We start from the raw sequence: 15171 nt of genomic DNA on the forward strand, positions 1-15171 counted from the left end.
CGTTATTATTTAGTATTCCGGCACTGCTTCAGCTTCCCATGCAGCAATATTCGTTTTTAATTCTTCTTCAATTTTTAATCCTGTTCCAATTAAATTGTTTTGTTCGCTAATATCTTCAGCAACATTAAAAAGTTGAAACTTTCCGCTATGGTATTTTATTAATTTCCAATTCCCATTAATAACTGCTGCATATTGGTCTTCATAACTTCGGAAGAAGTATAGACTTCGGTCTTTAATAGTTTCACCTTTTAAAATAGGCATTAGACTCACGCCTTGAATGTCTTTATTATCATATTTTTCTCCTGAAGCTATTTCCATTAACGTTGGATATAAGTCTATAGATTGTACAGGAATATTTGTTTCTGTGTTTGCTTTTGTTATACCTGGATAGTTTATTAACAATGGTACTCTTGCGCCTCCTTCTCCTAAAGCGTTCCCTCCTTTTTTACCTCCACTTAATGGCGCATTTGTATAAGCACCTCCTTGATCTGACATTATTATAATTACTGTATTATCGGCTATTCCTTTAGCTTCTATTGCTTCTCTAACACGACCAACAGATTCATCCATCGCTTCTACCATAGCAGCATGATGTGCGTATTTACCTTTTAATCCTGCATCTTGATATTTTTTCAGTAAATCTTTTCTACCTACAGATGGTCCATGCACAGAATAATACCAAAACGACAACATAAATGGTTCGTCTTTATCATAATCTTTTATAAAGTTGACTGCACCATCCGTCAAAATATCTGTAAGGTAGTCACCTTCTTTAAGTCCAGATTTTAAAAATCCTTTTGGATCGTCTTTAGCTTTAAAAAACGGATAGTAATAACTTTTTGGATGCCCAGCATCCGTTGTGCCAAAATCTGCATCAAAACCTTGGTCTGTCGGATAGCGACCTTGATGGCCTAAGTGCCACTTACCAACAAACATGTTGTAGTAACCAAGCTCTTTTAAACGTTCGGCATACGTAATCTCTTCTAATGGTAAGTAATTTCGAGATGGACGTTGCACAGGATCTTTAGGCCATAAATTATATTCTGCACCTGGATTTCCTGGATCAATTGCAATATGTCTTGGCATACCTAACCTAATGGCTTCCTTTCCTGTTAAAATAGACAATCTGCTTGGACTACAAGTTGGTGTTGGTATATATGCACGATTAAAATCTAAACTCTCCTTTTTAAACTGATCTAGATTTGGTGTTTGAAATACATCATTACGATAACCAATATCCGACCAACCGTAATCGTCTATAAATAACAAAATGATATTTGGTTTATCAAGACTTACAACTAGTTTATCTTCCTGACTTTTACAAGAAAACAAAATCATAGTAAATAGCACAATACTACTTTTTATAAATACATTTTGGATGGTCATGTGGCTATAACAATTAATGTTTAATGTAAATATCGAATGAAACTACTAAAAAATTGTTGTTATTGGTTTAGAAAATGTCTTTAGCAGTAAATTTTATAAATCCACTGTTGATGGGCTTAAAAAATGGCTCTTATTTATCTAAGCGTACATTTTATTTACCTACAAAAACATATTCTGGTACAATCTTAGATATATTTATACTATAATTTTAATACACTTAAAAAAAATGAAATACTTAAAAATAACATTGGCAGTAGCAGCATTATTTACTTTTTCTCAAACTTATGCACAGGATATTGACACTAAAGTAGAAAAGCAATTTAATAAGGCTGACGCAAATAGTGATAAGTCTATTAGTTTAGAAGAATTAACTGCTTTTTATCAAGGAAAGGAAAATAAAAAAGGTGAAGCATTTGATGCAGCAAAAATTTTGAAAAGAAAAGATGCTAACGAAGATGGAGCTTTGTCTTTAGTTGAATTTGCTACAAAAGGAAAGAAAAAAGGAAAGAAGAAAAAATAGCCTCAAACAATTAGTCTGCTAAAAGTCAAAACCGTTTGTGTTTTGACTTTTTCAGTTTAGCTTAAACCATTTTACTTTGACTTAGTCCAAAGTAAATTACATGTATACTCAACCAACCAATGCAGCAAACCAAATCTAAAATATTATTGTCTCTTATTACTTTTATAATAAGCATAACATTTACATTTGCTCAAGATAATATTGCTATAAAAGGTAAAATTCTTGGTTATGGTCAAGAACCATTAGAATACGTATCAGTAGCTGTTTTACAACAAAGTGATTCTACTTATGTTAATTCTATAACAACAGATGTTAATGGCGATTTTAGCCTTTACGACCTTCCTAAGGATTCCTTATTACTTCAACTAAACTATATTAGTTATAAGCCTTATTTTAAAAGTTTCGTTTATAATAATGAGCTTATAGATTTTAATACTATTACACTAGAAGAAGATAATAATGATTTAGACGAAGTGGTTATTACTGTTTCTGCTCCTATTCAAATTAAAAACGACACTATAGCTTATAATGCTAATTCCTTTAAAGTCAATCCCGGTGATAATATTGAAGGATTATTAAAAAAACTACCCGGAATTGAGTTAGATGCAGACGGAAAAGTACTTGCGCAAGGAGAACCTATAGCTAGAATTTTTGTGGATGGAAAAGAGTTTTTTGGTGGTGATCCTTCCATTGTATTAAAAAATTTATCAGCAGATGCCATTTCTAAAGTAGAAGTTATTGACAAGAAAAGTGATGAAGCCGAACTCACTGGGGTAGATGATGGTAATAAGGAAGTGGTTATTAATTTCACTTTAAAAAAATCTAAAAAGAATCGTGGCTTCGGGAAGCTATCTGGAGGACTAGGGTTGGATAGTCGCTACTTTGGTAATTTAAATTACAATCAGTTTTCTTCAAAAACACAATTTTCTATAATTGGCAAATTCAATAATATTAACGTTACAGGTTCTAATATTCAAAGTTTTCTTGAAAATGCCGATGGTATTGATGACGACTCTGGAGAGGATGAAAATAATGCTAAACGAAGTAAAAGTTTAAATGGCTTCTTAACTACTGCAGTTACAGGTATACATATTGGTCATGAATTTAAAGATAAAGAATCTTTTAATGCTGATTATTTCTTCAATTTTTCAGACAATGATGGTGTTTCAAATTCTAAACGTATTTCTTTCTCCAATAATAATAATAATAATTTTGATTATAACTCACTTAATCAAAATGTAAAAACTATAAACAAACATAATCTTAATTTTAATTACATTAATAAAGCGTCTAAAACAAAAAGTCTAACTATAAAAGGTCGAATTACTTCAGACAAAACATTTACAGACACCAATAGAGACGAAACCTATATTAACGATTTAGGAGCATTAGCAACAACAAATAATCAAAAATTTAATAACGATTTTAAAAGAACATACGGTAATTTAAAAATTGACTATTACCAACGCTTAGCAAAAGTAGGACGAAGCTTTAAGGTTGGTTTAAATACAAGATTAACTGATTTAACAAAGAACAATAATCAGAATACATTTAACATTAGAAACATTGGCAATACTAATGAATCGACACGAAATATTTCTGCTTTAAGAAATGAAGCCTTTAATACCTCTATTATAGATTTCAATTTTAAATATACAGAACCGATAGCCAAAAATCATTACTTAAAATTAGACACGTATTTTACAAATAAAGTTGAGAAAGAAGACGTTAATCAAACAAGACATACTCAAACCACAACTAGTACAGAAGATACACTTGCTTTTAAATATGCTACTAAAGAGTTAAGTGCTCAAACAAGGCTTGGCTATAGTTATAACAATAAAAAATTCAATTTTTATTCTGCTTTAGGTATGCAAGATCTTAATCGCTCTTATGGTGTGGTTACGGAAAACTCAATACGAAAAAACAAATATTATTTTAATCCTATTGTATTTGCGCAATACAAGCCAAAAAGAGGGTATAAATACAGGATAAATTATAGTAAATCTGTTAAAGCACCTAATTCTTCGCAAAATTCTACGGTAATTAATGATTTAAACCCTAATTTTATTAGAGTTGGAAATCCAGATTTAAAACCCGAAAAACTGCATAATTTGGCACTACTTGCTGTGCTAAATAATTACAAATCTGGTGTTAGCTTTTGGTCCAAATTTCAATATCAATATGCTACAAACGCTATTATACAAAGCATATCTATAGATGATAACTTTATAAGAACAAGAGGTTACAAAAATGAAGGTAATAGAAGATTGCTAAATGCCAACATAAGATTTAGTAAAAAAATTAAAACTTTAGGGTTGCGCTACTCCCTTAAAAACAACACGAGTTATAGCACGACAAATTCTTTAATTAATCAAACTCTTAATGAAGTTACCTCGCAAGATTATAGATTTAGTACACTTATTGAAAATACCCGTAAAAACAAAATAGATATTAAAGTTGGTACCGAATATAGTATTAACAACACCTCTTTTTCTATAGAACAAGATTTGAATAGAGAATACTCCAAACAACAGTATTTTACTTCTATAGATTACAACTTCACAAATCAGTTGAATGTTAACTCACAGTTTGATTATATTCTGTTTTCTGATGATGCCTTTTCTTCAAATCAAAAATTATCACTTTGGAATGCAGCAATATCTTATTCCTTTTCAGAACAAAGAAATAGTATTGTAAAATTAGTACTTATAGATTTACTAAATAAAGATGTGGATATATACAGAAACAGTACAACAAACTACTTTGAAGAAACTACGTCTCAAAGTTTAGGTCGCTATATTGTTTTAAGCTATACTTACAAGTTGAATGGCTCTGTAAAAAAATCTTAACTTATTTTTTAAACTGATCATACTCTGGGTTAACCTTCGCGTTTTTAAAACGAGGTCTGTCTTTCCACAAATTATAAGTTGCTTCTAATTGCGCTGCATCTTCAGGATATTGCCCTTTATCATCCGTTTCTTTAATCCAGTTTTCTAATACATCTCTATGTTCTTTAAGAATTGTAGCAAATTCTAGATTAGTAGCAAGATTGTTTATTTGATGTGGATCTGCTTTTAAATCGTATAATTCTTCAATAGGTCTTACTCCAAACCAATGTTCTGCTTGATATGGTGTTAGTTTTCCTTCTTTGAAAGCCTTTTTTAAATCTTTTACAATTGCTTTTTTATCTCTGTAACCAGCTTGCATCATTGGTCTGTTAGGATAAAAGTTTTTAATATATCGATAATCTTCAGAAACTACAGTTCTAATTCTATCAATAGTATAATCGCAACGATCTCTTGCTCCAATTACATATTCTTGGTTGCTAAACGTTTCTGAAAATAAATCTTGACCATCTAAATACTCAGGCATTTTGGCTTTTCCCATAGCTAAAGTAGTTGCCGAAATATCTAAAAGCGACACTAAATCGTTTCTAATTGTTCCAGATTTTAAAGTTGGAAGATTTCCTTTAATCATTAATGGTACTAACATACCACCTTCGTAACAAAATTGCTTGTGACGCAATGACACTGGACTTCCGTGATCTGAGAAAAAGAAAATAATAGTGTTTTCTAATTCGCCATCTGCTTCTAATTGTTTTAAAATGGTTTCTACATTAACATCTGCACCACGATTGGCATTATAATGATCTGTCCATGCACTTTGCTGTGATGGAATGTTTGGAAAATATGGAGGAACAGGAACAGCATTATCAGCTAAAACTTCTCCTTCTCTAACGTATTTAGCATGCGCTTTTCCTCCATCTATTTGAATTTGTCCAAACCAAGGTTGGTTTTTATCTGGTCTTGAACTCCAAGCATCTTGGGTTGCAGACATTTTATGCTTAGGAAAGTTTCCTTGCCATCCATTCATTCCTGGTTTATAATCGTCTTTTGTACTTACAGTGTATAAATCTCTTCTATTGTAATGAAAATTATAATCGTCTTTTCCATTATTAAAGGTGAAATATCCTGCTTCTCGCATCAATTCAGGTATTGTTTTCATGCCATCAGGCAGATTTATACGTAACGCTTCTGGCACAACCACATCTGGCACTCTACTAGACCTGTGGTTATGTGTTCCAGTTGTTGTTTGCATAACCCCAGTAATTAATGCCGAACGTGCTGCAGAACATACAGGAGCTGTTGTGTACGCACGATTAAACAGTACACCTTCTGAAGCTAGTTTATCTATAGCAGGTGTTGCATTTTTATTAATTGAATCACCATAACATCCCATAAAAGGCGATAAATCTTCCGCAAAAATCCAAAGAATATTTGGTTGCTTTTGTTCCTTTACTTTCTCTTTTTGTGTATTACACGAAAAAAGCATTGAATTAATAACTAAAAAAAGAATTAATTTATATGATGTAATTTTCATTATTTACGTTTTTTATTTTTATCCAGTTGTACTAGCAATTTATTTTCATACTGTTAATTATGTAATCTGCTCCATTTTCAAAATCATCGTTAGTTATATTAATATTTTCAATATTAACCTCATAACACCCATCTTCACATCCACTTGCTTGGCTTGAATTGTCTCTAAAAACACCAATGGATTTACCTGATTTACTTTCTTCATCTACATTCCATGGACTATCAATTATAATCTGTCTATCCACACAGTTAAAAAACGGATAATCTTTAGATTTTATTTGTGCTCCATTTCCACCTGTACACGTAATATTCCCAACGTAAGACAAATTGTTAAAAGTCCCAATATTATCTAATGTTCCTGAATTATCTAAAAAACCAGCAGCCAAACGTACTGCATAAGTTGAATTGATTGCCACAATATTTTCTACATCCACACGACCTTGATCTACTCTATGAGGAGAAAATGTTAACACACCATCACCAAATCGACCTATTATATTACGACCAACAACATCGTCAACAGTTAATTGATTGTCCATATTAATGGTTGATACACCAGTTTCTACTCTTAATGTACTTCCACCTTCACCATCAAGATTTTTAAACAAAATTGTTATTCCTGCTTGAATTTGAACAATCCCATATCCAACATGACTATCTGTAGCTATAATATCTTTTATAATGCCATTGTTAGAAATTTCATCTTTGCTATTACTATCTGATAGATTTAACACAATACTCGAAAAAACAGAGTTAGTGTCTTCAATTTTTAAACCAGACATTTGAAAATTATGAGCATAACTAAACTCAGCTACTCGCACACCTCTATAATCTCCTGTTGGAATAACCACTGTAAACCATGTGCTTGAATCTACGCTATTTTGTTGGCTATTTGTAATCGCTGAATTTTGAACCAAAAACTCGTTTCCAATGTCGAAAATATTTAAGTTTTTATTTAAGGTATTTCCGCTTAAATCTGGTTGAATAATAACATCTGCATCAAATTTAAGTTGCACATTCGATCTTAATTTTACATCAAGTAAGTAATATGTTCCTCCTGTAATTTTAATTATTCCACCACCTGCATTTGAAAGATTTAAAATTTCTTGATTTAGCAAATTACTATCTGCTGCGCTATGGATACCACTTAGTTGTAGTGTGGTTTCGCTATTAGGAATGTTATCTGTATAGAAACGATCTTCGTTATCTGTTAATCTGGGAAAATTGTTTTGTTCTACCTCTTCTTCCTCTTCTTGTACAATTTCTTGTTGTGGAGCAACTTCGTCTTTAGAACAAGATGATATACTTAAACACAAAGAAAAAAATAATATTTTAAAACCAAAAACGTGATAATTCAATTTCTTTTTAATCATAATAAAACTAATTTTTAACTAAGATAATATGACAATAGATAAATAATGTGCTTCTCGATTTATTCAATGTCTCCTAGAATAAATACATTTTGTTTTTTATTCAGTAACGTACCCTTGTTTCGCCTTTAATCCAGGCTCATCATACTTGTTTAATTGTTTAAACAATTCTGTTTGCATCATTTTTGCTATTTCTGAATACGCTTTATCGTAGTAAAAGTTTATTAGCTCATCTGGATCTTTTTCTAAATCAAATAAATACGGTTTCTCATTTTTATCAATAACCAATTTATAACGATCACTAACAGCTGTTACCCACCAACCACCTGACTTGGCGTAATATGTAATTCTATCGCTATTTACTACTTTTTCTGAATTTGTAAAATCTTTAGAAGTATCTAAACCATGAAATTCCACATCTGTTTTTACATCCATCAGGCTTAATATTGTTGGTGTAAAATCTACATTTGTATATGCGGTGTTAATCACTTTTTCAGATGGTATTTTTTTAGGATAACGAATCAAAAATGGAATTCTAGAAGACGCTTCATATGGCACACCTTTATTTCTTCGGTTGTGTTCAAAAAACATATCTCCATGATCGGAAGTGAAAATAATTATGGTGTTCTCTACTAAATTATTATCATCCAAAAATTTAAGAATACGTCCAACACTATCATCGATATGACTCACCATTCCAAAATATTGCTTTAAGGCATTTTTTTCTTTATTATTTTCAAAAGATTTACTGCCAATAGTTTCGTTCTTGGTTTTATCTGTTGCCCAAGATGGTTTAATGGCTGTGTATTCTGGCGACATTGTTTTTGGTGCTTCAATCTTTAAATCCTTGTACATAACATCGTAAGGCGGACGCGCAACATCTGGTGTGTGCGGATCTGGAATAGATAACATGATAGCAAATGGTTTGTCTTTATCGCGCTCAAGAATTTCGAGTGTTTTATCTGTAAAGAAGTCCGTTACATGAATGATTTCTTCCTCAGGTAATTTAGCCGCGACTTTTTCATTAATTCCTGTTATAACGGAACCGTCTTTAGAAAGTTTGAAATATGGTGCATGACCACCACGCATCATAAAACGATTGTCTTCAAATCCTGCTTTATACTTTATTCCGAAACTATATTTATCATGACCTGCCAAATGCCATTTACCAACATAAGAAGTGGCATAACCTTGGTCTCTTAAAATGGTTGCAAAGGTTGGAACATCCTCACTTAAATGTAATCCGTTTTTTGGAGCACCAGTTGCTTGTGGATATAAACCTGTTACCAAAGATGCTCTTGAAGGTGTACATACTGGTGAAGCAGCATAATAGCTTGTGCTTATAGCACCTTGACTTGCCAATTTATCAATATTTGGTGTCGTGGTATTATTCCCTTTTCCCCAAACAAAAGCTTGCTCTTCTGATAATAATTTTTGATACGCACTTATGGTTCTAAAATTATGCTCGTCTGTATGGATAATGATAATGTTAGGTTTCTTTTTAATATTTTTCTCTGTTGTTATGGTTGTTTTATTTCCTTTTTGTGCATTACAAGACAATACCATGAAACAACAAACGAAAACTGATAATTTTAAAAACTTTGAATTCATATTATTCTAATTTTACACAAGATTATGTTCTTTTGACTTATAATTCTAAAATTGGTTTAATTTAAAACTCTAAAACAGAATTTGGTGGTAAAGGCACGTTATTTGCTTTTCGCCATGCTACTAATTCCGACAGCAATACTTTAGATTTTCCTAACTCCATTTCTGAAAGGTTTTTACTTTCTGAAGCATCATTTTTCAAATTGTATAATTCTAATTTTCCATCAGTTAAAAATTGAATTAATTTATAATCTCCTTTTCGTATTACAGAACAGGTTCCGTGTTTATAACGACTTGCCAAATGCCAAAATAATGGTCTTTCGTTAAGTGATTTATCATCACTTTTAAATAATGGTATTATTGAAGCTCCATCTAATTCAGAACTATCGTAATCTTCCGTTTTAGATAAATCCATTAACGTTGGAAAAATATCTAAAGCAGTTACCGCAACATCACTTCGTCTTGGTGTTACTTTTTCAGGCCAGTTCACTAACATAGGTACTTTTATTCCACCTTCGTAAATATCGCCTTTTGCACCTCTTAATTGCTTGTTTGCACTTGCCATCCTGTGGTAACCATTATCTGATGTGAAAATGATAATAGTATTTTCTCTTAGACCACTTTCATCTAAAAAATCTAATACACGTTTTATATTATCATCAACAGACTCCACCATTGTAGCATATTTTATGGCTAAATCTCTTAGTTTAGCATTTCTACCAATACCTTGACCTAAAACAGAATCGACAGGTTTGTTTTTATATTTCTCGTACAAAGCGTCACTTCTAGACCTAATGGCTCTGTGGACTGCGTAATAATTTAAGTTGATTAAAAACGGTTCGGTTTTATGCGATTTCATAAAGTCAATAGCCTCGTCTGTTAATCGGTCTGTTAACCAATCATCATTTGCCTTTTCTCTTATAAATGGATTACTAAAAGGTGCCCAATAACCACCAGCAACACTTTTGTAACCACCTTCCTCAAAACCTGGATCACCTCTAAAAGTACCTCCAACATTTTTTATAAAACCACGTCCTTCTGGATAATATTGAGCAATTTCCGGTTTTTTATGTGTTTCTACCCAAGAATAATCTCCTGGTTCTGGTTGTGTTAGTTTTTGTTGAAACGGAAACGGCATGGCTAATTCTTTTTCAGGATATGGGCCAACGATATGATATTTTCCAATATGAATAGATTTATAACCAGCTTCTGCTAAAGGTTCTGCATAGATTGGATGTTCTTTTCCGACTGTCCATCGTGAAAAAATATTTTCTTCGGCTGTTCCTTTTTCTAAAACCGGAACGGTATAAACGCCTGTTCTAAACGATTGTTTTCCTGTAAAAATTGCAGTTCGAGATGGAGAACAAGTTGGATACATGTAGGCATTATCTAAAACTAAACTTTCTTTAGCAAGGGCATCCAAATTTGGTGTTTGAAAATATTTAGAACCGTTAAATCCGACATCTGCATAACCCAAATCGTCTACTAAAACGAAAACAATATTTGGTTTTTTAAAAGTTTCAACATTAGAAGATTTTTCCGTTTTACACGAGAAAAAAGCAATAATTATTACAAGTAGTAAACCCTTTTTCATTTTATCTATTTGTTTAAAATAATTAATTTCTCTCCAAATGCGATTCCCAAGCGTCTTTGTCCTTCTGCATTGTAATGCACATTATCTGTATGTTTTGGATAATCGCTCCAATTAGCATCTGTCGTTGTTTTAATAATGTCTGCGTTTGCATCTAAATTAACAACATCCTCCATTGCTTTTCTTACCATTGCAGGCCCTAGTTTTTTAAACTTACCATATCTAGAGTTAATTTGTCCGATAACAAATGGCATATTTTCGACACCAAATTCATCTCTATAACTTTGGGCTAATAGTTTTAGATTTGCTTCATAGGTTGTTGCGCTAATCTCTTTAGCCGCATCGTTTTCACCTTGCATCCAAGCCAAACCAATAATTTTATAGGTTTTATTTTGAGTTTCTAATGCTTTTAGATTGGCCCTAACATCTTGAATATGCATATTATAAAGCTTAATATTTTGTTTCTTTGGTTTTTCAACAGCTTTTGCTTTTTCGGCTGTCCAATTAGGATTCCAAGCGCCATATAAAGCCGTTCCGCCTTGTGAACATTTTATTAATAAGAATTCTTGGTCAGGATTATTTTCAGCTAAGGTTAAACCTATAAAAATTTCTGGCCCAAAGCGTTTTGTAAACTCATATTTTTCTGATGGTTTATTATCATAATAAGATAATGGTTTTGCCTTACCACCATTAAAACTTAGTGAAACTCGACTTGAAATCTTTTCAATTCTTTTAATTTCTGAAGGATCTAATTGATCAAAATCTCCTGCACCTTGCATGTTTGATTGTCCTGCTAATAAAACGACTTGCACCTCTTTTTTATCCTCAGTTTTAGTTTCAACATTCTTTGTTTTACATCCTGTAAAAATGAATACCATTACAAAAATGAAAATATATTTTTTCATCGTTTATTTTTTTAATCCTTTATTGCTATTAAACTTTAATGTCTTTTGTGAAACCGCATCTGCTTTCAATACATTTTTGGAATTACCTTCGTATGTATTATTACTAATTTCGACATTATTACAATTAATTAAATCGAACATAAACGCATCAGGATATTGTTGTTTTTCAGTAAAGGTTTGTTTAATAGTATTGTTTCTCACTATTAATCCATCTACTCTATCTGCCCAAATAATTCGGTTATCGAAAGTTTCAATGGTGTTGTTTTCAAAGATTATATTTCTATCGTAAAGCACAGAATCATCAAAGGTTTTGCCTAGTCTTGGTGACACTTTTAAAATGGCATGTTCTGCGCCACCATAAGCGCAATGGATAAATCTATTATTTCTAATTAGCACATCTTCGACATTACCAGACTCGTACCAAAAAAAAGTTTCTCCTCGTAACATAATTGAAGACATCATTGATGACAAATCATTGTCTTCAATAATTATTTTCTTTGGTGTTTTAATAATAATATTTCTTGCCCTATGATCCCTAATGGTATTTCCGCGCATTGTAAAGTTTGGATTCCATGTTTTATTTTCTAAAATATCTCCTACTTTCAAATCTGTTGGGATTTTGGAAGTAAAGGTTAAATCTGTATAATCATCATTAATAACTTTAACTTTTGTTACAGAATTGGTTTCTCTTCGTTGCGGATTTGGTTGTTTAATAAACCAAACCTCATCATTAACTCCTGCAAACTGAAATCCCTTTTGCTGTTTGTGCTTTAATGCAACTCTCACCGTTTTACTATCGATAATTTTATCTACTGCTACATAGGTTCCATGGACGTTTGTACCATCGTCGTACATACCTTCTATTCGGCAATTTTCTATTAAAATATCACCTTTACAATTGGCAAAATGTGTAGCATCTGCAGTTGCAGATATCATTCGGTCTGAACCTTCTCTTATATAAATTCCAGAGTTTATGATTTTAATGTTTTCCGATCTTTCAAACAAAAAACCCATTCCTAAAGCGTGATGAATTATTACTTTATCAAATACAATGTCTTTTGAATTTCTGGTTAAAAATGCAGGTGCGTATCTATTATTATCATGATCACCTTTAGATTGTAAAACAGAACCTACGCGAGGATAATGTTTTATTCCTTTAACGTAAAAACGCAATAATCCGTTTGGTTGTTTTTCAACAGAATCTGGATGTAGAGACATGTCCCAAGCACCATAATCGACTGCTTTGGTTTCTTTATTGTGTGATAATGTGCTTCCTAATTCTGAATAGCTAAAACCATTAATATTTGGAAATGTAATTTTACCTTTTTTTAGTTCCCAAGAAAATCCTTCGGTATATGGTTTTAAATCGAACCATTCTTCGGCTTTATTAATTTCAATAATATCACCTTGAAAACTGAAAGGAATATCCCAATCTATAACAATATTGCTAACTCTAATTTTATTACACTCCTCAAAATCGAAAGGCATGGCTTGTCCATTAAAAATAAATTCTGACCCATTTCCTTCAATTTCAACAGAGTTAAATCCATCAAAATTGAAAATTATTTTTTTGAACCCATTACTATGATTTGTAACATACATGTACTTACCAATAGCGTAATCTGTTTTGAAGGTGTAAGTGCCTTTTTCGAAAACAAGTTTGATATCTTTTTCTTTGGCGTTTTTAATAGCTTCTCGAATTGTCATTGTCATGTCTCCTTCAGAATGAACTATGTCAATAATTTCCGTAGCGTTTGAATTACATGACATTAATAGACTGAAAATGATAAGTAGACTGATATGTTTAATTTTTTTCATATTATATTTTAACGATAAACTATTTTTTTTCTAAAATACCTTACAGGTTTTGGAAACCTGTCAGGAAAAATAAACTTATAAATTCACTCCACTTCCTTGTAAGGATGCATCATGACTCCACATAATCATCCAAGGATCTTTAGTTTTGGTTTGAAAGGCTTTCATTTTGGTTTGCATAGTTTCTAACACCTCTTTAAAAGCTTCATTTGTTGCTAGATTATTAGATTCGTTTGGATCTTTACTTAAATCGTATAACTCAAACTCTGGTCTGAATAAATAATCTTTTACTTTTTTAGGTCCAAAATACTCGATGTCATTTCTGTAAATAGCTTGCCATGTAGACGATGCCCATAAATCTGATGCAAATGGGTATTCTAGTTGGTAAGCTATGTTCCAAATAAGTTTATAATTATCACTTCTTACAGCACGCATTGGATAATACATGGTAATTTCGTGAAATGTGTGTGAGGCATAAATTTCGTCCCAACCTTCAACTTTTTCTTTTCCTATAACATCGTTAAAAGAATTTCCGTGAAATTTATTTGGCTCAAAATCGACCTTAGCCATATCTAGAATGGTTGGTGTTAAATCTACCCAAGAAATCATAGCGTCACTAGTAATTCCCTTAGCATCTTTAGTTGGGTCTTTTATAATACATGGTAATTTAATTCCTGGTTCGTGCACTGTAGTTTTTGCTCCAGGAAATGCCATTCCGTTATCAGAAATATAAAATACGATTGTATTTTCTGCTTTACCAGTGTCTTTTAACATTTGCATTAATTTTCCAAAACCTTGATCTATACGCGATACACTTTGGTAGTATTCTGCAATTTCTTCTCGTGTTTGTTTGGTGTCTGGTAAAAATGCTGGTACTAAAACATCTTCAGGTTTATAAGTAATAGTTTCAACATCTTTATAGCCTTCTTTTTTGTTTCCAAAACTGTTTGGCGCATCCCAAGGATCGGGAGTAAATGGCTGACCTCTATGTGGATCGTCTGTACAGAAATATAGGAAGAATGGTTTGTCTGAGTTTAGCACATCTGCACATTGTTCTGCCATTTCAACGGTGTTTCTTGGATCTGCCTCTAATACTTGATTAAAATGATATACTTTTTCTGGTGCAACATGATATTTTCCAATTCGAGCTGTTTCATAACCAGCTTTACTAAGTAATACGGGAAGTGATTTAATACTATCATAAGTACTAAAATGATGATAATCGTGTACATGCCCATAAGAACCTGTAGCATGACCAAACTGACCAGAGAGAATAACAGAACGACTAGCAGCACAACTTGCGCTGGTGCAATACGCGTTTGTAAATTTGGTGCCTTCTGCAGCTAACTTATCTAAGTTTGGTGTTTTGATTATAGGATTTCCATAAGCTCCTAATGCATCCGTCCCGTGGTCGTCTGATACAAAAAGGATAATGTTTGGTTGATCTCTATTGTTCGTGTTATTTACAGCTACTTCCTTTTGCTTGGTATCACAGCTATTGAAACTGATAATTATTGCAAGTAGAATTATTTTGAAACTATATGTTTTCATTTGGTTGTTTTAAGAGATTTCTAATGAAATAAAAAGCCGGAAT

At 32.0% G+C, this 15171-nt stretch carries 10 protein-coding genes; 2 read left to right on the plus strand and 8 right to left on the minus strand.

The features are described 5' to 3' along the window. Positions 1–9: 9 nt before the first annotated feature. Entirely contained in the window at positions 10–1386 is a 1377-nt protein-coding gene (locus tag ACVCXO_RS08290; RefSeq protein ID WP_239004367.1) for a sulfatase, read from the minus strand. Between the two features lie 226 nt (positions 1387–1612). Between ACVCXO_RS08290 and ACVCXO_RS08295 the strand changes: the two genes are divergently transcribed. Further along, positions 1613–1906 (plus strand): CREC-EF hand family protein, encoded by a 294-nt coding sequence (locus tag ACVCXO_RS08295; protein WP_055445673.1) that lies wholly within the window; start codon positions 1613–1615, stop codon positions 1904–1906. Between the two features lie 119 nt (positions 1907–2025). Then, a complete protein-coding gene (locus tag ACVCXO_RS08300) occupies positions 2026–4758 on the plus strand; it encodes an outer membrane beta-barrel protein (RefSeq protein WP_055445672.1) in 2733 nt (910 codons plus the stop codon). 1 nt (position 4759) lies between these two features. Here ACVCXO_RS08300 and ACVCXO_RS08305 read toward each other — a convergent pair whose 3' ends face one another. From ACVCXO_RS08305 to ACVCXO_RS08335, 7 genes are all read right to left on the minus strand, one after another. After that, entirely contained in the window at positions 4760–6289 is a 1530-nt protein-coding gene (locus ACVCXO_RS08305) for a sulfatase family protein (RefSeq protein ID WP_452229126.1), read from the minus strand. Positions 6290–6320: 31 nt separating this feature from the next. Next, positions 6321–7661, minus strand: coding sequence for a hypothetical protein (locus ACVCXO_RS08310; protein WP_055445670.1), 1341 nt, complete (start codon positions 7659–7661; stop codon positions 6321–6323). Between the two features lie 96 nt (positions 7662–7757). Continuing rightward, a complete protein-coding gene (locus ACVCXO_RS08315; RefSeq protein WP_452229127.1) occupies positions 7758–9269 on the minus strand; it encodes a sulfatase family protein in 1512 nt (503 codons plus the stop codon). Between the two features lie 61 nt (positions 9270–9330). Further along, positions 9331–10860, minus strand: coding sequence for a sulfatase (locus ACVCXO_RS08320; protein WP_055445668.1), 1530 nt, complete (start codon positions 10858–10860; stop codon positions 9331–9333). A gap of 5 nt (positions 10861–10865) precedes the next feature. Beyond that, a complete protein-coding gene (locus tag ACVCXO_RS08325; RefSeq protein WP_055445667.1) occupies positions 10866–11762 on the minus strand; it encodes a sialate O-acetylesterase in 897 nt (298 codons plus the stop codon). A gap of 3 nt (positions 11763–11765) precedes the next feature. Continuing rightward, positions 11766–13580 carry an alpha-1,3-galactosidase-related protein gene (locus ACVCXO_RS08330; protein ID WP_452229128.1) on the minus strand — a complete coding sequence of 605 codons (1815 nt, stop codon included), beginning with the start codon at positions 13578–13580 and terminating at the stop codon, positions 11766–11768. Positions 13581–13655: 75 nt separating this feature from the next. Next, positions 13656–15128, minus strand: a complete 1473-nt coding sequence (locus ACVCXO_RS08335) for a sulfatase family protein (RefSeq protein ID WP_452229129.1) — start codon at positions 15126–15128, stop codon at positions 13656–13658. Positions 15129–15171 lie beyond the last annotated feature (43 nt).

Source organism: Lacinutrix sp. MEBiC02404 (assembly GCF_053601575.1).

Bases quoted from the DNA above. Each gene is read 5' to 3' on its own strand.
- ACVCXO_RS08290 (WP_239004367.1), bottom strand. From the start codon at position 1,386: ATGACCATCCAAAATGTATTTATAAAAAGTAGTATTGTGCTATTTACT.
- ACVCXO_RS08305 (WP_452229126.1), bottom strand. From the start codon at position 6,289: ATGAAAATTACATCATATAAATTAATTCTTTTTTTAGTTATTAATTCA.
- ACVCXO_RS08325 (WP_055445667.1), bottom strand. From the start codon at position 11,762: ATGAAAAAATATATTTTCATTTTTGTAATGGTATTCATTTTTACAGGA.
- ACVCXO_RS08300 (WP_055445672.1), top strand. From the start codon at position 2,026: ATGCAGCAAACCAAATCTAAAATATTATTGTCTCTTATTACTTTTATA.
- ACVCXO_RS08295 (WP_055445673.1), top strand. From the start codon at position 1,613: ATGAAATACTTAAAAATAACATTGGCAGTAGCAGCATTATTTACTTTT.
- ACVCXO_RS08310 (WP_055445670.1), bottom strand. From the start codon at position 7,661: ATGATTAAAAAGAAATTGAATTATCACGTTTTTGGTTTTAAAATATTA.
- ACVCXO_RS08335 (WP_452229129.1), bottom strand. From the start codon at position 15,128: ATGAAAACATATAGTTTCAAAATAATTCTACTTGCAATAATTATCAGT.
- ACVCXO_RS08320 (WP_055445668.1), bottom strand. From the start codon at position 10,860: ATGAAAAAGGGTTTACTACTTGTAATAATTATTGCTTTTTTCTCGTGT.
- ACVCXO_RS08330 (WP_452229128.1), bottom strand. From the start codon at position 13,580: ATGAAAAAAATTAAACATATCAGTCTACTTATCATTTTCAGTCTATTA.
- ACVCXO_RS08315 (WP_452229127.1), bottom strand. From the start codon at position 9,269: ATGAATTCAAAGTTTTTAAAATTATCAGTTTTCGTTTGTTGTTTCATG.